Below are 21,698 nucleotides of genomic sequence, written 5' to 3'. Positions count from 1 at the left end.
CCCGCCGGCGCCGGTGGTACCAAAGTACGATGCCGTCGTGGCGGCACGCTGCTAAGGTCCGGCCATGAACCCCAGATTCCTGCATCCCGCGGCCTGTGCCGGCGCGCTCGTCCTGGCCGCCTGCGCGTCCAGCCCGCCATCGGCATCGCGAATGGATCCGGCCGTTTTCACTCCGATGTCCAGCAGCGTCCATCGCAACGGCGACGATCTTCTGAGCGCCGGGCTCGGTCTCGACGGCCTCCGCGCCATGGCAGCACCGGCGTTCGCCGATGCCGCCGCGCCCACCGTCGCCGAACTGCGCAGGCGCGCGCTCTGGAGCAGCTGGCGAGGCATCGCCGACCTGCGCCCGGAAGGCGGCTACGGCAGCCTGTACGGCAGCGTGGCCGCGGTCCCGGGGCGCGAGTTCCATGCGCTGGCGACGGTGCCCGGCGCGCGCCATCCGCACCGGGTGATGCTGCAACTCCCGGATGCCTTCGATGCCGGGCGGCGCTGCGTGGTGGTGACCGCGTCTTCCGGCTCGCGTGGCATCTATGGTGCGATCGCGGTGGCGGGCGCGTGGGGCCTCCCCAGAGGATGCGCGGTCGCCTACACCGACAAGGCCGCGGGCAGCGACTACTTCGACCTCGATGCGCGTCAGGGCATCGGCATGGACGGGCGCGTCGCGGGGCGCGACCAGCTGCTCGCCTTCGATCCGGGTGACGACGCGCCGGCCAACGGGATCGCCTTCAAGCACGCCCATTCCGGCGACAACCCCGAAGCCGACTGGGGGCGCCATGTGCGCCAGGCCGGCGAGTTCGCACTGGCCGCGCTCAACGTGGCCCTGCCGGACGCGGCACCCTTCACCTTCGACAACACCCGTTTCATCGCGGTCGGCATTTCAAACGGTGGTGGCGCAGTGCTGCGCGCTGCCGAGGACGGTGACTGGCTCGACGCCGTGGTTGCCGGCGAGCCCAGCATCCACATCGACGCGCCCGGCGCGAGGCCGTTGTACGACTACACCACCGAAGCGGCGATGCTGATGCCGTGTGCGCTGGCAGCGCTCGAGGGCCTGCCGCAGTCGCCGTTGTCCGCGCTGGCCACCGCGATGCGCGCGCCGCGCTGTGCGGCGTTGCGTGAGGCGGGCGTGCTCGAAGGCGACGACACCGCAGCGCAGGCCCGCTCCGCACTGGCCGCGCTCAACGCGTCCGGCTGGACCGACGAGGCGATCCGCGCGGCCGCACTCTCGGTGGACTTCGATCTCTACCGCGCGGTGGCGGTCACCTATGCCTCCGCCTACGGTCGCTACGGCGTTGGCGCGCATCCCTGCGGCCATACGTTCGCAGCGCAGAATCCCGATTTCAGCCCGCGTGCGGCCACCGCGGCCGAACGAGCCGCCTGGTGGAGCGACGCCAGCGGCATCCCGCCGGGAGCCGGTGTCGGCATCATCGATCCGGCGCTCGCACCGCCGGACCTCACCGGCACGGGAATCACCTGCCTGCGCGCGCTGTGGACCGGCGACGGCGTGGATGCGCAACGCGTGCGCACCGGCGTGCAGCAGCTCGCCTCGGCACCGCCGCGGGCGGGGCTGCCGGTGGTGCTTGTGCATGGTCGCGACGACGGCCTGATCCCGATCGCGTTCACCAGCGCCCCGTATGCCGCCGCCGCGCGTGCTGCCGGCCGCGACGTGCGCCTGTGGGAAGTCCGCAACGCCCAGCATTTCGATGGGTTCCTGGCGTTGCCGGATTACGCTGCCCGCTACGTGCCTTTGCTGCCCTACGTCTACGCCGCACTCGACCGCGTGCAGGCACATCTCGACGGGCAGGCCGGCCTGCCTGCCGACGCGGTCATCGAGACCCGACCGGGCGGCACGCTGGATGCGGCAGCGCTGGCGATCCCCGGACGTTAGCGTGCGCCACGCCACCGTCCGCTTCACAGGGGTTTCTGGCAGGCTGTGGGCATCCCACGAGTGACCCACGATGCCCCGATCCCGCCATTTCTCGATGCTGCGCGAGTTCCATCTCGCCGACTGGTTCACCCTCGCCAACGCCTTCTGCGGCACCGGCGCGATCTTCGCCGCAATGCGTTTCCTGCAGGACGGCGTGGTGCGCGACCTCATGATCGGCATGGCGCTGATCCCGCTGGCGTTCGTGTTCGACGCACTCGACGGGCGGGTGGCCCGCTGGCGCAAGGTCGCCTCCACATTGGGCCGCGAGCTCGATTCGCTGGCCGACGTCATCTCCTTCGGCGTGGCGCCCGCGGCGCTCGCCTACGCCTGTGGCCTGCAGGGCGGCTGGGACTGGGTGGTACTGAGCTATTTCGTCGCCTGCGGCGTCAGCCGGCTGGCGCGCTACAACGTCACCGCCGAGCAGCTTGCCGGTGACGAGGGCAAGGTGCGGTACTTCGAGGGCACGCCGATCCCCACCAGCCTCGCGCTGGTGGTCGTGCTGGCGGTGGCCGCGTCGCAGGGGCGCATCGGCGATGCGATCTGGTTCGGGCAGTGGCAGCTCGGGCCGTGGCAGTTGCATCCGCTGGTGCTGATGTTCGCGCTGTCGGGCACGCTGATGATCAGCAAGACGCTGCGTATCCCCAAGCCCTGACCGTGCGGGCGGCACACCGCGAGTGACCGCGTCACGGTAACGGGCGATGCATGCGCCGTTGCTATGATCGACGCGACGCCCGGAGGTCCCATGTCCCACGATGCATCCCAGCAGGCTTTCGCCGCCGCCGCGGCCGAATTCGACACCCTCGCACGCCGCTTCTGGGGTGCCTGGAGCGAGGCCCTGCAGCCCGCGACGGGGCAGGGTGGTAGCGGCTCCGTCCAGTCCGGATTCTGGCCTGGCGCTGGTATGCCGGGCTTCGGTTCGAGTGTCGGCGCCCCGGGTTTCGCGGCCACCGGTGCCGCGGATCCCATGGGCTGGTGGGCAAACCTGGCGCAGGCCTCGGCTGCACAGCACGCGGCATCGCGGTTCGATGGGCTCGCGAGGCAGTGGTATGCGCAGATGCAGCAGCTGGCCGCGCAGTTCGCCGGGCGCGACAGCAGCGCCGGCGAGGTCGTGGACGCCTGGAGGAAGATGCTCGCCAACAGCGGCGGCAACCCGTTCGCCCAGATGCTCGCAAGCGCGCAGCAACAGGCAGGCTCACTGGGACCGCAGGCATGGCTGGCCCAGGTGGCACCCTGGCTGCAGCGGATGCAGGGCGGCGCCGGCGACTGGCTGCAGACCCCGACGTTCGGCTTCGCACGGGAACACCAGGAGCGCTGGCAGGCGCTGGCACAGGCGCAGATCGAACTGCAGCAGAAAATGGAGGCGTACAACGCGCTGATGGCGCGGGTGACGCAGGACGGGCTCGCGATCTTCGAGCGCAAGCTGGCCGACCGCGAGGCACCGGGCCTGCAGATCGATTCCCCGCGCGCGCTGTTCGACCTCTGGATCGACGCAGCCGAGGAGGCCTATGCACCGGTGGCACTCGGCGAGGAATTTCGCCACGTCTATGCCGCGCTGGTGGACGCGCAGATGCGCGTGCGCCAGGGCGTCCAGCGCGAGGTGGAACAGGTGTGCGCGCTGTTCGACATGCCGACCCGTACCGAGCTCGACGGCGCGCACCGCAAGGTCGTGGAGCTGGAGCGGCAGGTCCGCCGGCTGCGGGATGCCGTGGCGGCGCTGGCCGGTGGACACGGTGGGCAACCCGGTGCGTCGACCCCCGGCAAGGCCGGCAACGCCGTCGCGCGCAACCCGTCTCGTGGCAGATCCGGCGAGCCCGCGCCTGCGTCGCGTCGCCCTGGCCGCAAGCAGGTGGGCAAGACGAGCCGCGCAGCGACGCCGGTCCCCACGCGGGGCGAGGCGCAGGCCGCCGCAGGGCCTGCCGCCGGAGGTGGGTTGCCGCGCGGTTCGAAGGTCGCGGCGGGCGGCGCGGGGGCGAAGGGCAACAGGCCTGCCGGAACCCGGGTTACCAGGACGACAGGCGCACGCAGCAAGCCGGCCGTCCGCAAGGCCGCTGCCACCAGACGCCCGAAACGCGAGGTCGCAGTGGCCCCTGCGCGACAGGGGCAACGCACGCTGTTCTCCGCGACGCATGCCATGCCCGCTGCACCGAAGCCACTGAAGAAGGGGAAGCGCTGACATGACCGGCCCACTCGACATCGGCCTGAACACCCTGATGCAGGAGGCGATGACCTTCCAGCAGAAGCTCGCCTCCGGCGCGCGCACCCTGCACGAGCTGGGCGACACCGGTTTCGGCGTCACCCCGCGCGAAGAGGTCTGGCGCGATGGCAAGGTCGTGCTGTACCGCTTCCGCGGCGAACAGGCGCCGACATCGAGGGTGCCGCTGCTGATCTGCTACGCACTGGTCAATCGCCCCTACATGGTGGACCTGCAGGCGGACCGCTCGATGGTGCGCAACCTGCTGGCGCTGGGACAGGACGTCTACATCATCGACTGGGGCTATCCGGACCGGTCCGACCGGTTCCTCACGCTCGAGGACTACATCGAGCGCTTCCTCGGCGGCGCGATCGACCATCTGCGCGACAGCCATGGCCTCGATGCGGTGAACCTGCTGGGCGTGTGCCAGGGTGGCACCTTCTCGCTGTGCTATGCCGCGCTGCATCCCGACCGCGTGCGCAACCTCGTCACCATGGTCACCCCGGTGGATTTCCATACCGACGACAACATGCTGTCGAACTGGACGCGCGAGATGGATGTCGACCTGTTCGTGGACACGCTCGGCAACGTGCCGGCCGACATGATGAACCTCTGCTACCTCACGCTGAAGCCGTGGCGGCTGTTCGTGCAGAAGTATGTCGGGCTGGTGGACATCCTCGACGACCGCAAGGCGGTGGAGGACTTCCTGCGCATGGAGAAGTGGATCTTCGATTCGCCCGACCAGGCCGGCGAAGCATTCCGCCAGTTCGTGAAGCAGTTCTACCAGGGCAACGGCTTCGTCAACGGCGGCGTCACCATCGGTGACCAGGAAGTGCACCTGGGGCTGGTGGAGATGCCGGTGCTCAACATCTACGCAGAGCAGGACCATCTGGTGCCGCCTTCGGCATCGCGGCCGATGCGCGGGCTGGTCGGCACCGACGACTATTCCGAACTGTCGTTCCGCGGCGGCCATATCGGTATCTATGTCTCCGGTCGCGCGCAGAAGGAAGTGCCGACCGCGATCAACGAGTGGCTCACGGCCCGCTCGCGTTAGGAAAGGACCGATGTCATGAACCCATCAGCCAACAGGCCGACGCTGTCGCGTTCGATCAACGACCGTGTGCTTGCCGGAGTCCTGGGCGGCATCGCGCGCAGGATGGGCTGGAACCCGACCGCGGTGCGGCTGGGTTACATCGTGTTGTCCGTCCTTTCCGCGGCGTTCCCCGGCATCATCGTGTATCTCGTGCTCTGGCTGGTCATGCCGGAGGGCGACTGAGGCAATGCGGTTCCGGTCGGCCCCGGTACCGTGCTGTTGCAACCGGACACACGTGTCGTGACCCGATCGCTGCCTCTTCTGCGCATGCTCGCGCTGCTCGCCGGAGTGATCTGGACGCTGCCGAACACGCTGCTGGGCCTGATTGCCGGTGCGGCGGGGATGCTGGCTGGCGCGCGTCCCAAATGGTCCCACCACGACCTCGCGCTGGTGTTCGCACGGTACCCGTGGGGCCCGGGTGGGGCGATGACGCTGGGCAACGTCATCCTGCAGACCGGTGATGACCTCGACGTCGCCTGCACCACCTACGCGCATCGCGCCGGCCTCTGCGTGGATCCCCACGTCCGCATCGGCGACCACGAGCGCGCCCACGTCTACCAGTACATGGCACTCGGCCCGCTGTTCCTGCCGATCTACTTCGCCTGCGGCGGCGTCAGCGTGCGCAACCGCTTCGAGCGCGCCGCCGATCGGTATGCGATGACGGGGGAGGGATGGTGGCCCTGGCCGGCGGATGCACTTCCACGCCGCCGCGCGGGATGACCCGCGCTGTGGTGGTCCGACGGTCGCGGTAAAGGAGGGTTGCCGCCTCTAGTCGGCGCGAACGCGTTTCCACGCCGCGAGCAGCGCCTCGCGAAACGGAGCCGGAACCGTGTCTTCGTGCGGGGTCATGGCATGGCTGCCGCCAAATGGCGAGCCGCCGGGAGGTTCGACGACGGATTCCCCTTCGAGGACGAAGTCGCGATCGCGCGTGTGCAGCACCAGTTTGATCTGCCGTGGATCGATGCCACCGCCGCAGAACGTGCTGAACCCTACAAGGGTCTCGGCGAAGCCGTCACCGTCGAGGTCCTCGACACGCAAGACCTCATCGAGGAAGTGTCCGTCGAAATCCAGCCCCTCACACTCGACAACCTCGGTGTGCCGCCACGCCTCACGGAATGGCTGCGGCGCGTGCGGGGTCGCGAGGTGGTGGGCAGCGTGCAACGTCAACTGATCCACGACGCCGTCGTCGTCGCTACGTGTCGTGGAGTGCTGCCCGAGCAGCAGGGTGTTGTCGCCAGCGGCATCGGTGTAGCGGAGCGCACGGTCGACGCTGCTCGCCGTCGCCGGCAGCGCGGGGGACGCCACGTCGATGTCCTCGACCTGCATGGTGGTATCCCGGTCGGAATGAGCCCGGTCCATCGACATCGGCGGGTTGCTATCACCACAGGCGGCCAGCACGGCCAGGAGCATCGAGCATCCAAGCCTGCGAACACGTCGCTGCATCAGAGCGTCAGGACGCATGTTGTGAGCAATCAATGGTTCCTCGCCCGTCAGCCGTTCTGTCCTTTGGCATCTTCCCACCCCAACAATGATGCGATCCGCTCCTTTTCCTTCGTCCAGTCATTCTTCCGATTCTCCGGGATCAACTCATTGATGCATCCCACTGCCTATCGGCCCCGACCACTCGCTTTCGTGCTTGACGATGAGGTGCGATAGCGCCTGTGCCAGCCATGTCTTTGCAGAGTGACCTGCCCCCACCGAGCCGTACCAACCGAAGCTAGGTAGAGTCCGTCACCCAGAGAGGACGGACATGCGCAAGAGTCGCTTCACCACGGAACAGATCATCGGCTTCATCAAGCAGGCCGAGGCCGGCATGGCGGTATCGGAGCTGGGCCGGCAGCACGGCTTCAGTCCGGCTAGCTTCTACGCCTGGCGGGCCAAGTACGGCGGCATGGAGGCCGAAGACGCCAAGCGCCTGAAGGAGCTGGAGTCGGAGAACAACCGCTTGAAGCGGCTGCTGGCTGAAGCGCACCTGGACATTGAAGCGCTCAAGGTTGGCTTCGGGGTAAAACGCTAGCCCCGCAATGCAAGCGCGAGGCGGTCCGTCGCATGCTCGAAGCCACCACGGTGAGCGAGCGTCGGGCGTGCCGCCTTGCGGGGCTGTCCCGCGATGCCTTCCGCCATCCGCCCGAACAGGCGCCTGCGACCCAGGCACTGTTGGCGCGCATCATCGAACTGGCGCAGGTGCGCCGTAGGTTTGGCTATCGCCGCCTGCACGACCTGCTGCGTCCGGAGTACCCGGCTGTGAACCACAAGAAGGTCTACCGCCTGTATCGCGATGCGAACCTGGCCGTGCGTCGCCGCAAGAAGGTCCGCAGGCCACCCAGCCAGCGCCAGCCGCTGTCGTCTGCAACGGCGCCCAATGCGGTATGGAGCATGGATTTCGTCAGCGACGCGCTGGCCAACGGGCGCCGCCTGAAGTGCCTGACGGTCGCCGACGACTTTACCCACGAGTGCGTCGACATCACCGTCGACCATGGCATCAGCGGCGCCTACGTCGTGCGCGTGCTGGATCAGGCTGCGCGGTTCCGCGGCTACCCGCGGGCGGTGCGCACGGACAACGGTCCGGAGTTCACCAGCCGGGCCTTCATCGCATGGACGCAGCAGCATGGCATCCAACACCTGCTGATCGAGCCCGGCCGGCCCATGCAGAACGGCTACATCGAAAGCTTCAACGGCAAGTTCCGGGACGAGTGCCTCAACGAGCACTGGTTCACGTCGCTGGTCCAATCCCGCGGCGTCATCGCCGAGTGGCGCCGCGACTACAACCAAGTGCGACCGCACAGCAGCTGCGGACGCATCCCGCCGGCCCAGTTTGCTGCCAACCACCGAACCCAAACCAATCCCGCCGCAGTACCCTTCAACCCCGGGCTCTCCCAGTAATGGGTGGTACGGCTACTGGGGGCAGGTCATTCCAGGGCGGTCTGCTCGTCCGGGGTGGCTTGTCCATGGTGGGCGACATGGCGCGCATAGAAGTGATCGGGCCGGGTGTCATCGATGCGCACGATTTCGAAGCCAGGCCATTCCCAGGAGGAGGGGAGGCGGACATGCATATAGTCGCGTTCGCGTACCGAGCCGGACGCGGTCCCGCCGCCCTGGGTGCCGACATCATGGAACACCAGCGGGTACCGTCGTGTTCGGTGATCGCCGTCAACGCCTGATGGGCAGTGCGCGGGTGCCTTCGGGAATGTGAGGGTTGCGGTTGGGGTCGGCGTCGGAGGCACCGTCACCAACCACGTAGGTGACTTCGCCCCAGGAGAACGGCCTCGGATCGTCGGGTGTCTGCCGATAGCTTTTCCAGTCCTGCGTCGGCACGGGGCGTCGCAGGCCGTGGTGTGCAGGCGGGTGCGCAGTTGCCCGGGCGTGTCATCGATCACCCACTGCTGGGTCCCGTCGCCGTCGTGACCCCGCGTATGCAGGCCGCTCAGTGTGCCCGGATGGTTGGCCCCGCCATCGATGCCGGCTGCAAACGGTGGCGCGACATCGCCGTTGTAGAGCTGGCCGGTGCTGTGCGGCTGGTCGATGTCGCCATGCAGGAACTCGACCAGCACTTCCGCGCCGATGCGTGGCAGGAAGTGGCTGCCCCAGTTCGGGCCGGCCAGCCATTCGGCCACCAGCACCCAGGCCGTCTATTGCTCAGGGGCATCCTCGTGGCCATCCATGGCGGGACCGGCGCCGGCTTGCGTATCCACCGGCCCGGCCATCCCTGGCCGGGCGTTCGAGCCCGCCGCCGGCAGTGCCTGCGAAGCGCGCGCTCTCACCCAGGCCAACTGGATGCGCACCTGATGGTCGCGGTTGGGGCTGGCGAGCCTCGGGCAGGCAGGCCGACCACGCGGGCGGTCTGGGGCCGTGCACGCGCGGGCGATCCTGCGGCCGCGGGGGCCACCGCCACCTCGGCCGGAATTGCGACATCGCGGGCGTGGTCGTCGCCTTCGAGGCCAGCCCGCATTGGGCCGCGCTATGGTAGTTGTGAGTGGGGTCAAAGGCAGCCTGGATTCGGCAGACCACGCTGAATTTTTCAACCTATTACTAGACGTGAAACAAGATTCAAATATGTAATTCCTCTCACGCTTTTATCTTGAAAAATGAGGTCAGTTTGGAGGGGGGGCCATTTCCTTGCTGCTGCAGTATTGAGCGAGGTCTTCGTCATTATCAGGAGGGCCGTAGGTGGAAGCTCTCTCATCCCATGTCAATCGGTAGCGGCGAGACACAACGTCCTGTGTCGAATCATCAAAGCAATCACGAGAAGCGCTGATCTCGCGCCATCCCGAGGAGGTGTCATCTGTCGGCTCAACTGAAGTCACGAACGAATCGAGTATTTTGACATATCCACCAGCGGGACATGCTGCATAGCCAAGGAAATGGACGACGTCATGCTTGCCATATGCACCCGTGAAATCACGAATCAGAAAGTCAGGATGGCCGTCATAATTCAGATCTGGTCTGCCAACCTCGAATGTCCGTCCGGCTTCAGCGGAATAGAGGCAGTCCCCGACGCCATCGTGTCGACAGATGCTCACGCCATCGTTCTCTAGCGTTTGTATCTCCATCAGAGTCTCTGCAGTCGCGGTGGCACAGGGATGGTTCGCCACGGCTGGTTCCGGAGTGGTCGTATGGGCAGGGGGGGGGGTGCAAGCGACCAGTGAAAGGGCGATTAATGGTATATAGGAACGAGACATGCCATCAGATCCCAAGCGTGTCGAGGTTGAACGAGTTTCGCTCTGTTCGTAGGTTGCCAAGTTCGTTGCCGAGAATGTAGGCCCTGCCGTTCCGACCAGCATAATTCGGCCATTGTGAAAGCGCGGTTTGAGTAGTGTTGACTTGATTGGCATCGACAAGAAGTTGGGTCAACAACGCTGTTTCGTGGTCATCTGTCCACTGTGCTGGGGCGAGATTCCACTCGATACGTGGTGAGCCGGAAATGGCATTGGCGATACTGGTACGAATGCGAGCGCCGGTGACATGTGCGGGACGAAAGATATGCCACCTTAAGATGACGGCGTTGGCGCGTTCCGAAGTAAAAATTTCGCCCATCGTAGTATTGATGGTGACGCCGCCCGAGTTGATGTTGACGTTAGACGAGCGGATGTCTCGGATTCGCATGCGGACCATGTCCCACATAGAAGTGCGTACGGTTTCAACCGTCCGTCCGGCCATGACCCATCGAAAGAACCAGTGCCAGTTTTTGAAGTAAGCGGCCTCGTCTGCAGAACGATCAAACTCCTGAAGCTGTGCAAGATTATCATGGGCCCGGTTGGGCTCGGTGCCTTCTACATGCACACGGGCCCAGCCCGCATACTTTAACTGACCTCTAAGCCAAAGAGGTCCCGAGTTCTGTCCGACCCATGGCTCTGAAGGATATAGCCCGAAATTTCCGTATGCTTGTCGGTAATCTTCCAAGTTTCGATGCATCACGTAGGCAAGGAACCCTGGAAGCTCTCCATTGTCATAACCGCCATCGGGGAGTACACCAAGTGTCCAGTGGCAAGGGCCTAGAGAGACGATAGCGTCATCGTAGGCATTGACTGAATCGAATGCGCCCATGCATTCCTGTTCAGCTGTTGCGCGCACTACACGGTAGGTTGAGGCAGTGGCGTTATCAGGCAGCAGTGCGAGGGCGGTTGTTGTGGTGGCATCGTTAATTAGATGCTGTGGAAGCATTTCTGCCTCCTCTCGCCATGTGTGCCCTGGTACCAGGCTTGCAGGGCCACCCCAATTTCCAAACGCAGAATAAGTTCCGAGGACGTGATAATCGCCCTCTTCTCGGGTGTCGGGGTAGGTGTAATAATTACTGAAATCGCGGTAGAAGATCCTGGGGGCGCCGCTCGTCATTTCGTTGTGGCGCCAGATGTTGACGCCATTACTGAAGGTCGTGGTGCGCGCTCCACGATTGACGTTCCAAGCCTCAACGACTACTGGGCACCGATAGCTGTTATCGAGCCAGTGGCGGATTGCATTACGCGTATCCGCATTGACGACACCGCTGATCGGGCCGGTATAGGGAGACGCATTTTCGACCTGTCTCAAGGTGCTGACATAATATGACACAGGTGGGGTCTCTCCTGGGACAGTGCCCAGTACAGCGACTTCGGAGGCGCCCTCTCCGGCATTAGGATCGCCAGTCAGCTCGTGCAGCCGAGCCACGTCGAGTGCGGCGACGCGTTCCATACGTGAGTAGATCTGGAACTCGCGCACGGCCCATTGAGTATAGCGACCGAAGTCACCGTCCGGCGACGAAATGACGGCAAAGCCCAGCTCGCGCAGATCTCGTTGGAGTTGCTGGACATGTCCTGGAACTGCGACGGTCGCGCCGCCTGCACCCATGGGTGTCTGAACGTTCTGCGCTAAAGGTGGTGGATTGTCGCGACCTCCCCAACGTGGTGGCCTGTTACTGGTTGGGCTCCCGTCATGGTCGCCACGTTGCAGATCATGGTTTCCGTACAGCACTGAGTCCATTCTCCCGTCAGATGTCGTGACCAGAGCCAAGCGTGGTCAATGACGTCCCTTGCAATCCCGATGCTGTTGAACGGCTCCTACTTTCTTGGAATCGGCGCCAGGCAGCCTTGCTTCTAGGGCCAAAGTCACCGTCTAGCGCGCCGGTATAGAAGCCCAAATTCTTCAGTCTGGACTGGATGCCGACGTGCTTTGAGGTCTGGTGCTGCCGCTTCAGATCCAGATCCCAACTCCAGGGGCCATGTTCTTTGCCGAATGGGTACACGATGAATTTGCCGTTCTTCACGCCCTTGGGGACATCCACCATGACCGTCCCATCGGACGGTAATATCCCTTCAATCGTTTTTCCCCCAATCTCAAGCCGATAGGGTTTGCCTCCGAGCGATTCACCGCCGTACTGGGTTTGGGTCCGAATCGCCAACATCTCAGGCGGTACGACGATTTCGTGTGGCATGTGATCAGGGATGGCAGGGTTCGTTTCAGCCCCGCGGAACGGATGCTGGCTCGCCTTCACCGTGAATTCGCCGGGGCATTCGAACGTGATGTCGCCGCCTTCGAGCACCACGCGCGACTGTCCGGCCTGCAGCACGATCTTCTGCTGCGCGAGGACGTCAATGCGGTCGTCGGTTGCGGTGAGGGTGACGGACTGGTCGGCCAGCAGTTCGAGTTCGCCGGTGTGCGCCTGCAGGCTGATCGGGCCGTTGGCGGCGATCGCCCGGATCGGGCCTGCGTGTGCGTAGAGCGCGGTGTGCTGGCCGCTGACCCACGATGTGGTGTGGCCCGCGACAATGTGCGCGTCGTTCTGCACGGTGATGTGCATTGCGCCGCCGGCGTACGCGATGGCGCTTTTCGGCGTCACGAAGGCGATCGATTCCGGCGACTCGGCGATGAGCCTTGCGCCGGCGAACCGCTCGACCGGCTCGTCTCCGGGTTGGCGACCGCCGCCGTCGGGCTTCATCGCGGGCTGCCCGGCCACGTTGCCTCGATAGGCGCCATCGACATCGGGATCCACTGCCTCGCGCAGCGCGACGAGTCGTTCGTTGGCATCGAGGCCTGGCACGGCCTGCTGACGGAGCGTGTCATGCAGCGCTTCGGCGGTGCGTTCGGCGCCCTTGAGTTGCGCCACCGCTTCTGCCATGTCCATCTGCGTGGATGCGCCATCCGGGCGTGCAGTCGTCGACAGCAGCAGGCCTTGCGCTGCGTGCACGTTGCCCCAGCCCGCCGTGGCAAGTTCCACACCTTGTCCGCGCAGACTGCCGCGATGGTGGTCGCCGTGCTCGATCAGGTAGCCGAGTTCCAGCCGGCTGTCGGCCAGCGTGGTGTGCAGGCGGGTGCGCAGTTGCCCGGGCGTGTCATCGATCACCCACTGCTGGGTCCCGCCGCCGTCGTGACCCCGCGTATGCAGGCCGCTCAGTGTGCCCGGATGGTTGGCCCCGCCATCGATGCCGGCTGCAAACGGTGGTGCGACATCGCCGTTGTAGAGCTGGCCGGTGATGCGCGGCTGGTCGATGTCGCCATGCAGGAACTCGACCAGCACTTCCGCGCCGATGCGTGGCAGGAAGTGGCTGCCCCAGTTCGGGCCGGCCAGCCATTCCGCGACCGGAACCCACGTCCCCGAGGTGTGGTCACCGGGCGCGTGCGACCCTGCAGACAGGCCACCGGGGTTCGGGTGTTCGCCGCGTTGCCAGGCGAACTGGATGCGCACCTGGTGGTCGCGGCTCGGAGTCACCGCCGCATCGGGAAGACCGACAACGCGCGCGGTCTGCGGACCATGGACACGTGGCCGGTCCGCCGGGAGCGGTGCCACGGGCACCTCTGCCGGGGTGGCAACGAAACGGTTGCGGTAGCTTCCGTGTTCGAGCTCGGGCTGTGCGAGCAGCGCGGTAATGCCCGAACCGAGGTTGTTGGTGCCGACATGCTCGACCGCCAGCGGCACCAGCGTGGCGCCTCCATGCCGGGGATGCTGGGCAATCGAGATGGGCTGGCCTGCCGCGAGCACACGCGCGGAGCCCGCCCCCTCCAGTCGCCAGCCACGCAGGCGCGCGGCGTCGAGGCGGAATGTCGCTTCCTCGCTGGCATGGGCAGGGTCTGCGAAGCGACCGGCACGCGGTTGCACGTAGACTTCGAGCGTGGGGATCGCATCGTGATGGGCAGCGGCCGCCTCGCTGCTGACCGCCTCCACGCGCTCGCTGTGCCAGCTGCTGGCCACGCTGCGGTTGGGCACCAGTTCGCGCCGTTCGCCCAACGCCGTGATCGAATCCTCGGCTTCGCTCGCATCCGCACGATGGAAGCGCAGCCGCACCGGCGACGGCAGCTCCGCATCGGCATCGAAGATCACCAGCGTATGCCCGGGGTCACTATCGTCCGCGCCCGCCCCGACGCCGCGCTGCGTGTGTTCGTAGCGCCAGGCGAGGCCGGACTCCGCGAGCAGGCGGGTGAGGAAATCCCAGTCGGTCTCACGGTACTGCGTCGTGATCGCATGCACCGGAAGCCTGCGGGTGACATCAAAGCGCCACGTTGCGCGCCCGACGTCACCGAGCATGGTCTCGACCACCCCGCGTACATCCATGTCCTGGAAAATGCGCGCATCGCGGCGATGGCGCAGCCACTCCGTCCACGGTGCGAGGGTCAGCCGGTATCGTGCCAGGCCACCGTCGCCGCCCAGCGGCGCGACCTCCGCACACAGGCCATGCCAGTCGCGCATGCCTCCGTCGGCGCGTCGCAGATGCAGCGAAAGTGTCTCCCCGAGCAGTTGGCCGGAGTCGACGAACGCCGAGGTCGACAGCACGTCGACCTCGAAGCGGAATGGCGCGCATACGGCTTCCGATCCATGGAAGCGCTCGACAACCAGGCCGTCGACCGGCACGCCCGGCCGGGACGCACCCAGCTGGATCAGGCGGGCGCGTTGCGAAGGTACCGAGAGCGCGGCAAGCGCGTCACGGGCCAGAGCAGGCATGTCCATATGGGGCTCACGGCAGGGTGATGGTGATATGGGCCGTGCGTTCTGGCATCTGCACGACCTGGTTGTATGCGGCAAGGCGCTCTTCGGTCTGCTGGCCGGTCCATGCGTGCAGCCCGAAGTAGCCGATCAGACCGAAACAGGCGACGACCACCGCCGGCGCCCAGAGCGGGACCACACGACGCAGCGCATGGCGTACGTTGTCCGGCGGCGGCCAGTGCGGCGCGAAGCCGGTGCGCTTGCCCTTGAGGTAGACGATCTCGTCGCCGAGCCGCGCGGTGAGGTAGCCCAGTTTCTCCGGGCCTTCCAGCCGGTACTTGCCCTCGAAGCCGAGCAGCAGGCAGTAGTGGTAGACCTCCAGCGACGGAAGCCGCGGCGCGCCCTGCGCGCGCAGTTCGTCCAGCCGGTCGAAGAAGTGCTCGCCCGCCAGGTGCTCGCCGAAGAGCCGCAACTGCAGGGGATTGAGTTCCCAGGTGTCGCGCAATGCCGACGCCTGCGACAGCACCGCCTCATCGATCGCGGCGCAGAACGCGTACTTGGCGGCATAGATATCTTCCGAGGCGATGCCAAGCCGGGCCGCGCCGCGTTCCACCTGGGCGAGGAAGCGCTGGATCGACTGCACGAAGGCCTCGGTGTCATGCGGCAGCTGCCCACGCTTGAGCAGCACCAGCAGGTAGAAACCGTCCGACATCAGGTCGAGCAGGCTGCGTGGCGTTGCCGCGGCCGTGGTCGGGGGCGCCGCATGCTGCGGCGTCAGCGAAGGCATCGCGCCGGGAACGGGAGGAAGCGTGCTCATGGCGCCACCGCGATCAGTTCGAGCTTGAGGTCCTGGATGCCGGCAGGCACATAGATCATCATCGACTGCGCCTTGAGCATCCGCTCATACAGCGGGCCCCGTGCCTCCACGCTGAAGTAGTGGCTGCCGGGCCTGACCGGGATCGCCGCCGGCACCTGCGCAGCGTGCACCAGCCTCACGCCGGGCAGCGCGGACAGCACGCACTTCTCGACGTCGTCCGGTGCGCCCACCTTGAAGCGTACCGGTACCGTCTGCACGAGTTCCTGGCCGGGCATATCGGCACCCACGCCGAGATAGAACGCGGAATGGTCATCGATGCGTTGGGAGTCGATGCGGCCCAGGTGGAACGATGGCTTCACTTCCGACAGCGCGATCTGGAAGTAGCGCGCCGAGATCACCGTGTCGAGCAGCTCACGGATGATCCCGAACAGGCGCTCGAAGCCGTCTTCGGGATGAGCATGGTCGTAATGGGGCAGGTCGGCCAGCCCGTAGGCCTTGGTGAACGTCAGCAACGCACCGGCGAGGCGCAGCAGCTCCTGGTGCAGGCGTTCCGGATGGAAGTCGCCGTTGCGGAACAGGTGCGAGAGCGCGGCGTACGCCGACGACGCCGTATGCAGCAGCCAGAAGGACGCGATGTCACCCGACCGGAACTCGATGATGTTCTGCGACGGTTCGCGATGCAGGCCATACAGCGCGTCCACCTTAGCCTGCAGCGCATCCAGCAGCTGCCGGAGTTGCAGGTTGAGCGGGGCGCACGCCTGTACGTGCAGCGCGGAAGGCATGAAGGCGTCGTCGAATTCGAAACCACCGGTCGCCGTGCGCCGGACGCGGGCCACCGGCAGCGTGGTGTAGGCGTCTCGTGGCTGGTCATCCGTCAACAGGCGCACCGCCTTGTGCAGATAGGCAAGTTCGGCGGAGGCGGCGTCGGTGTAGAGGTCCGGGGTGGCAAGGTCCGCCTGCCGGTAGCGCGGTGAGCGTGCCGTGGCGTCGTCCTGACCATTGCCGCAGTTGCCACCGTGATCGCGCAGCAGCGGCAGCGCGAGATGGACGGTCGTCGATTGCACGCCGGCCGGCAGCCCCGAGAGCGACAGTGCATCGGGCAGCTGGTCGTGCGCAGGCGCGTCATAGGTTTCACCGTCGGCGAAGATCGCCGAGAGTTCGAGCGCGCGCACGCTGCCGTTGGCGAGGCTCTGTGCATCGAACTTCAGCCGGCGCACACCCCATGGATACGGATGCAGGCTGCGCGCGAGATCGTGGATGCGGGCTTCGTGATAGGCGTCCTGGCGCTGGAAATGCTGTGGCCGAAGGAACAGGCCCTCGCCCCAGAACACCTTCGACATCCGGCTGACATGCGACACGCGGCAATCCTTTGGCGGGGTGAAACTCCATGCGTCTTCGCGCCGTTCCTTCGGTGCGGCATGCCGGACGCATGCATGGTGGCGCGCTCGGCGCCGGTTGCAGAGTAGCGAGCCCGTGGAGGGCCGGCAATCCCGGTCAGCGTCCCGCCGGCTGGCAGCGCACCGACGCGAGGCTGGAGGCGTCACCCGGCAACCGGGTCGAGAGAGCCGTGCTCGACGTGGTCATGGCGCAGGCGTGCAGGCCGATGCGGATGCCACCGTCACGCGCCGCCGGATCGCGGGGGCTGAAGGCCAGCCGCCAGCGGTTGGCGGCTGGCGCCTGGAACAGTGCGACCACGCCGAGCACCGTGGCCCCGTCGCCCAGGCGCTCCTGCACGACCTGTCGCTGCCCGGGCGCAAGCACCACCTCGTTCACCGCCACCATGTCGTCGCCGAGCGCGGCGCGCTCACGGCTTTCGTCGAGGAAGGCCTCGAATGGCGCCTGCTCGAAACGGCGCCCATCACGGAGCTGGTAGGTCTTCACCACCAGGGCGAGGCCACGCGTCCCAGTGCCGGCGTTGAGGTTGTTGCCGGCCATCAGCTCGACGGCGACCACCTGCGGGGCCTCCGGCGCGGCATCGCGCAGTCCCACCGTCTGCAGGGTGCGATCGACGATGCCGCCACCGCTGCTGCAGGCCGGGATTCCGCACACGATCAGCAGCGCAGCCAGCGCCGTGCGCAGCCGTGGCGATGAATGGGGAGAGGGCGCAAGCCGTGCGCGCGGGTTCGTATCCATACGAGGTTCCGTCATCCGTTGTCGGGTCCCGTCCAGCCGCCCCGGGGCGTGTCGGCGGCGTCTATCGAGCGAAATCTGTGCTTGCATTGACGCGCGGTCTGCGGGCTACTATACCGGCTCCCCGGGTGGGGAGAAGGAGCGGGCCGGGCAACGGCCGGCACCACGTGGCGCACGGGACGTGCGTGCACAAGGAAAGAATCAGGATTGATTTGGGACGGTCATGATGACGAGATGGAACGGTAACCGGGCCGTGCGCGGCCTGTCCGTGGTCGTGCTGGCGGCGCTGCTTGGCGCCTGTGCCTCGACCCCGGCGAACAGGAACACTCCCGACTATGCGGTCCTGATCGACCAGGCCGAGAATTCGGTGCGGGCGGGGCAGGTCGACAGCGCACTGATCGCGTTCCGCGATGCCGCGGGCGCGGATCCCACGCAGAAGGAACCCTGGGTGCGCATCGCGCAGCTCGAGTTCGATCGCACCCATTACGCACGTGCGATTGTTGCCGCCGAAGAGGCGATGCAGCGTGATCCGGACGACATCGTTGCCGACGGCATCCTCACCGTAAGCGGCTTCCGTATCGCCAACCATTCCCTGCAGCGCCTGCAGGGCCGCGGTGCACTGGCGTCGGAAACCGCGCGTCGCGAAGCCGAAACCCTCGCCAATACGCTGCGCGAAACCATGGGCCCGGCGATCCTCGCCGAGCCGGAGCCTGCGCGGGCATCGCGCCGCACCGCACGTACGCCGCGAAGCCAGCCTGCCGCGAGCGCGCCGGCGCAGGAGGAACGCGCACCCGCGACGCCCGCACCGGCACCGCGCAGCGGCGCCGACCCGTTCAAGAACATCGGCGGAAACTGACCGCAGCCACCGCCTCATCACATCGTCAGGAGACGAATCATGTCCAAGAAGGATAGTGTCCAGAAGCGGCTGCAGAAGATCCGGCCCCCGCGTGTCCAGCTCACCTACGACGTCGAGAAGGGCGACGCCATCGAGCAGAAGGAACTGCCGTTCGTCGTCGGCGTGCTGGGCGATTTCAGCGGCAATCCCGAACAGCCGCTGCCACGACTGAAGGATCGCAAATTCGTCAACGTCGATCTCGACAACTTCGACGAGGTGATGGAAGGGGTCGCGCCGCGCGCGACCTACCGGGTGCAGAACCGCATCGGCGACCAGGGCGGCGAGTTCGGTGTCGAGCTTACGTTCAAGTCGATCGACGACTTCCGACCCGAGGCGGTGGTGCAGCAGGTCGAACCGCTGCGCCGGTTGCTGGAATCGCGCTCCAAGCTCGCCGACCTGCGCAACAAGCTCGCCGGCAACGAAAAGCTCGAGGACATCCTCACCGATGTGCTCAACAACACCGAGCAGCTGGCCCGTCTGGGTGCCGAGAATCCGCAGGAGCAGGACGCATGAACGCAGAGGCACTTGCCGCGTCCGCCGCGGCGCCCACCACCGAGGCCGCGGGCCTGCTCGACCAGATCGTCGAGCAGAGCAAGGTTGCCAGGACCGACGTGGAGCACCGCCGGGCCAAGGACATCATTTCCGAGCTCGCCCGCGAGGTCATGGACGGCACCGTGGTCGTGTCCGAAAACCTCAGTCTTACCCTGGATGCGCGTGTCGCCGAACTCGATCGCATGATCTCCGAGCAGCTGTCGGCGGTGATGCATGCGCCGGAATTCCAGCAGCTGGAGAGCACCTGGCGCGGCCTGCATTACCTGTGCCAGCAGACGTCCACCGGCCCGATGATCAAGGTCAAGGTGCTCAATGCCCCGAAGAAGGACATCGTTCGCGACTTCAAGTCGGCGATCGACTTCGACCAGAGCGCGCTGTTCAAGAAGGTCTACGAAGAGGAATTCGGCACCTTCGGTGGCGCCCCGTTCGGCGCCCTGATCGGCGACTACGCGATCGGGCGGCAGCCGGAGGACATGTACTTCATCGAGCAGATGTCGCATGTCGCCGCCGCGGCGCACGCGCCGTTCATCAGCTCGGCGTCGGAAGACATGTTCGGGCTGGAAACCTTCACCGACCTTGGCAAGCCGCGTGACCTCGCAAAGATCTTCGACACCGTCGAATACGCCAAGTGGAAGTCCTTCCGCGATGCAGAGGACAGCCGCTACGTCGGCCTGACGCTGCCGCGTTTTCTCGGCCGGCTGCCCTACAACCCGAAGGATGGCACCACGGTCGAGGGTTTCAATTTCGTCGAGGAAGTCGAGGCGAGCGACCACAGCAAGTACCTGTGGTGCAACACCGCCTATGCAATGGGTGCACGGCTGACACGCGCGTTCGAGGATTACGGCTGGTGCGCGGCGATCCGCGGCGTTGAAGGCGGCGGCCTGGTCGAGGACCTGCCGACGCACACCTTCCGTACCGACGACGGCGAGGTTGCGTTGAAGTGCCCGACCGAGATCGCCATCACCGACCGCCGCGAGAAGGAACTCAGCGACCTTGGCTTCATCCCGCTGGTGCACTGCAAGAACACCGACTACGCGGCGTTCTTCGGTGCGCAGTCCGTGCAGAAGGCCAAGAAATACAACACTGACGCCGCCAACGCCAACGCGATCCTGTCCGCGCAGCTGCAGTACATCTTCGCGGTCTCGCGCATCGCCCATTACCTCAAGGCGATGATGCGCGAGAAGATCGGCAGCTTCGCGTCGGTCGGCAATGTCGAGGAGTTCCTCAACCGCTGGATCGCGCAGTACGTGCTTCTGGACGACAACGCGAGCCAGGAAGCCAAGGCGCAGTATCCGTTGCGCGAGGCATCCATCCAGGTTTCGGAAGTGCCGGGCAAGCCCGGTGTCTACCGCGCGGTGGCCTTCATCAGGCCGCATTTCCAGCTCGACGAGCTGTCGGTTTCGCTGCGGCTGGTGGCCGAACTGCCGGCCAGCGCCAAGAAGTCGTAGCGGTCTCTAGCGCCAAGGGACGGAGATCCCGATCCGAAGCTTGGTCGCCGTCTGCCCATGGACGGCGGCCAGCCACGCGCCGGGCCCGCGCCCGGCGTCCTACTCACGGAAGAACGGAACAAGGAAACCAGGTATGCAACACGCGTTCCTCAGCATCGACACGATCAAGGGCGAGTCCCGCGACGACAAGCACCGCGACTGGATCGAGATCAAGTCCTTCTCGCAGGATCTCCTCCAGCCACGTTCGGCCACGGCGTCGACGTCCGGTGGTTCCACTGCCGCGCGCGTCAACCTGTCGCCGATCGAAGTCGTCAAGTCGATCGACCTCTCCACCACCGCACTCAACCAGGCGTGCGCCAACGGCACCACCTTCCCCAAGGCCCGCATCGAATTCATGCGCGCCGACAAGGATGGCAATGCCATCAACTACTACGCCGTCGAACTGCTCAATGTCCTCGTCCATCGCGTGACCACCACGGTCGATGACGAGGGCATGCCGCAGGAAGTGGTGCAGTTGAGCTACGGTGCCATCCGTTGGACCTACAACCAGCAGAAGCCGGAAGGCGGGGTTGGCGGCAAGACGGTGGCGCAGTGGAGTGCCATCAAGAACGTGCCCAACTACACCGCGTAACCCGCGGTGGTTTTGCGGTGGCGCCGCAAGGTGCCACCGCATTTGCACGCGGGCCACGGATGCGCCCGCCCGCTCCGTCGCCTGCCGACGGCCGTTATACGCGCAGCACTGCCGCGCCAGGACGCCAGGAACATGAAGGGACTCGAGCCGAGCCTGCTGGAAAAGCTCTTTGACGATTCGCCGCGCGGCAGCGCGGTCGCAAGCGTGGTTCGTCCAGTCTCGCTCGAGCAGTACAAGGAATCGGTCGCACGCGATCTCGAAGGTCTGCTCAACAGCCGCTGTGCCTTCGATGAAGATGCGCTGGCAGCGTTTCCGGAATGCCAGCGCTCGCTGATGACCTACGGGCTGTGCGACTTCGCGGCGATGAGCCTCGCCAATGCATATGACCGCGCGGCGATCTGCCGTTCGCTCGAGCAGGCCATCGCCCGCCACGAGCGTCGTCTCCACCACGTGCAGGTGCAGCTCGACAGCGGCAATCGCGCCGGCACCGGACTGCATTTCTCCATCCATGCGCTCCTGGACGTGCAACCCGCGCGCGAACCGGTGAGCTTTGACGCCATGCTGCAACCGACGACGCTGCAGTATTCGGTGAGTCGCCTGCGGCGACAGGCTGCCTGAGGAAATCC

19 protein-coding genes and 1 pseudogene are annotated in these 21,698 nt (G+C 66.0%); 12 read left to right on the top strand and 8 right to left on the bottom strand.

What is annotated here, in order from left to right:
- Positions 1–64 precede the first annotated feature (64 nt).
- The 6 genes from ERL55_RS09015 to ERL55_RS08990 all read left to right on the top strand — a co-directional run bounded on the left by ERL55_RS09015 (position 65) and on the right by ERL55_RS08990 (position 5,928).
- Positions 65–1,885, top strand: coding sequence for a 3-hydroxybutyrate oligomer hydrolase family protein (locus tag ERL55_RS09015; protein ID WP_129136125.1), 1,821 nt, complete (start codon positions 65–67; stop codon positions 1,883–1,885).
- Positions 1,886–1,955: 70 nt separating this feature from the next.
- Positions 1,956–2,576: a CDP-diacylglycerol--serine O-phosphatidyltransferase gene (pssA, locus tag ERL55_RS09010; RefSeq protein WP_129136124.1), complete on the top strand. Its 621-nt coding sequence runs from the start codon at positions 1,956–1,958 to the stop codon at positions 2,574–2,576.
- A gap of 90 nt (positions 2,577–2,666) precedes the next feature.
- Positions 2,667–4,097, top strand: coding sequence for a class III poly(R)-hydroxyalkanoic acid synthase subunit PhaE (gene phaE, locus ERL55_RS09005; protein ID WP_164972162.1), 1,431 nt, complete (start codon positions 2,667–2,669; stop codon positions 4,095–4,097).
- 1 nt (position 4,098) lies between these two features.
- Entirely contained in the window at positions 4,099–5,169 is a 1,071-nt protein-coding gene (locus ERL55_RS09000) for a class III poly(R)-hydroxyalkanoic acid synthase subunit PhaC (protein WP_129136122.1), read from the top strand.
- Between the two features lie 15 nt (positions 5,170–5,184).
- The gene (locus ERL55_RS08995) at positions 5,185–5,391 is read left to right on the top strand and encodes a PspC domain-containing protein (protein WP_129136121.1); all 207 of its coding nucleotides are present in this window, start codon (positions 5,185–5,187) and stop codon (positions 5,389–5,391) included.
- 84 nt (positions 5,392–5,475) lie between these two features.
- The gene (locus tag ERL55_RS08990) at positions 5,476–5,928 is read left to right on the top strand and encodes a hypothetical protein (protein ID WP_206733409.1); all 453 of its coding nucleotides are present in this window, start codon (positions 5,476–5,478) and stop codon (positions 5,926–5,928) included.
- Positions 5,929–5,976: 48 nt separating this feature from the next.
- Here ERL55_RS08990 and ERL55_RS08985 read toward each other — a convergent pair whose 3' ends face one another.
- Entirely contained in the window at positions 5,977–6,618 is a 642-nt protein-coding gene (locus ERL55_RS08985; protein WP_129136119.1) for a hypothetical protein, read from the bottom strand.
- A 340-nt stretch (positions 6,619–6,958) separates the two neighbouring features.
- Between ERL55_RS08985 and ERL55_RS08980 the strand changes: the two genes are divergently transcribed.
- Positions 6,959–8,091, top strand: a protein-coding gene (locus tag ERL55_RS08980) for an IS3 family transposase (RefSeq protein ID WP_129136118.1) whose coding sequence is annotated in 2 segments (ribosomal slippage) — positions 6,959–7,214 and positions 7,214–8,091 — 1,134 coding nt in all. Because the reading frame shifts where the segments join, the coding sequence is not laid out codon by codon here.
- A 446-nt stretch (positions 8,092–8,537) separates the two neighbouring features.
- On the opposite strand, the pseudogene ERL55_RS15150 reads toward ERL55_RS08980, so the two are convergent.
- The 7 genes and pseudogenes from ERL55_RS15150 to tssJ all read right to left on the bottom strand — a co-directional run.
- Positions 8,538–9,055: pseudogene (locus ERL55_RS15150) on the bottom strand (phage baseplate assembly protein V); the annotation flags it as partial.
- A gap of 244 nt (positions 9,056–9,299) precedes the next feature.
- On the bottom strand, positions 9,300–9,800 hold the full coding sequence (locus ERL55_RS08970; RefSeq protein WP_129136117.1) for a hypothetical protein: 501 nt from the start codon (positions 9,798–9,800) through the stop codon (positions 9,300–9,302).
- A 91-nt stretch (positions 9,801–9,891) separates the two neighbouring features.
- Positions 9,892–11,532 (bottom strand): peptidoglycan-binding protein, encoded by a 1,641-nt coding sequence (locus tag ERL55_RS08965; protein WP_164972161.1) that lies wholly within the window; start codon positions 11,530–11,532, stop codon positions 9,892–9,894.
- A 139-nt stretch (positions 11,533–11,671) separates the two neighbouring features.
- A complete protein-coding gene (tssI, locus tag ERL55_RS08960) occupies positions 11,672–14,623 on the bottom strand; it encodes a type VI secretion system tip protein TssI/VgrG (RefSeq protein ID WP_129136115.1) in 2,952 nt (983 codons plus the stop codon).
- 7 nt (positions 14,624–14,630) lie between these two features.
- Positions 14,631–15,416: a type IVB secretion system protein IcmH/DotU gene (gene icmH / locus ERL55_RS08955; protein WP_129136114.1), complete on the bottom strand. Its 786-nt coding sequence runs from the start codon at positions 15,414–15,416 to the stop codon at positions 14,631–14,633.
- On the bottom strand, positions 15,413–16,756 hold the full coding sequence (tssK, locus tag ERL55_RS08950; RefSeq protein ID WP_129137290.1) for a type VI secretion system baseplate subunit TssK: 1,344 nt from the start codon (positions 16,754–16,756) through the stop codon (positions 15,413–15,415). The genes icmH and tssK overlap by 4 nt, the downstream gene beginning before the upstream one ends.
- A gap of 154 nt (positions 16,757–16,910) precedes the next feature.
- The gene (tssJ, locus tag ERL55_RS08945) at positions 16,911–17,549 is read right to left on the bottom strand and encodes a type VI secretion system lipoprotein TssJ (RefSeq protein ID WP_129136113.1); all 639 of its coding nucleotides are present in this window, start codon (positions 17,547–17,549) and stop codon (positions 16,911–16,913) included.
- 250 nt (positions 17,550–17,799) lie between these two features.
- Here tssJ and ERL55_RS08940 point away from each other — a divergent pair, with 250 nt between their 5' ends.
- The 5 genes from ERL55_RS08940 (at position 17,800) to tssE (ending at position 21,690) form a co-directional block, all read left to right on the top strand.
- Positions 17,800–18,402, top strand: coding sequence for a hypothetical protein (locus ERL55_RS08940; RefSeq protein ID WP_232140925.1), 603 nt, complete (start codon positions 17,800–17,802; stop codon positions 18,400–18,402).
- A gap of 39 nt (positions 18,403–18,441) precedes the next feature.
- On the top strand, positions 18,442–18,954 hold the full coding sequence (tssB, locus tag ERL55_RS08935) for a type VI secretion system contractile sheath small subunit (protein ID WP_129136111.1): 513 nt from the start codon (positions 18,442–18,444) through the stop codon (positions 18,952–18,954).
- On the top strand, positions 18,951–20,441 hold the full coding sequence (gene tssC, locus ERL55_RS08930; protein ID WP_129136110.1) for a type VI secretion system contractile sheath large subunit: 1,491 nt from the start codon (positions 18,951–18,953) through the stop codon (positions 20,439–20,441). The genes tssB and tssC overlap by 4 nt, the downstream gene beginning before the upstream one ends.
- Before the next feature lie 133 nt (positions 20,442–20,574).
- Positions 20,575–21,072 (top strand): type VI secretion system tube protein Hcp, encoded by a 498-nt coding sequence (locus tag ERL55_RS08925; RefSeq protein WP_100322450.1) that lies wholly within the window; start codon positions 20,575–20,577, stop codon positions 21,070–21,072.
- Between the two features lie 132 nt (positions 21,073–21,204).
- Entirely contained in the window at positions 21,205–21,690 is a 486-nt protein-coding gene (gene tssE / locus ERL55_RS08920) for a type VI secretion system baseplate subunit TssE (protein WP_129136109.1), read from the top strand.
- Positions 21,691–21,698 lie beyond the last annotated feature (8 nt).

It is taken from the genome of Luteimonas sp. YGD11-2 (assembly GCF_004118975.1).
Lineage (GTDB): Bacteria > Pseudomonadota > Gammaproteobacteria > Xanthomonadales > Xanthomonadaceae > Luteimonas > Luteimonas muca.
The sequence above is the reverse complement of the archived record's forward strand: the minus strand, read 5'-3'. Positions and strand labels throughout refer to the sequence as shown.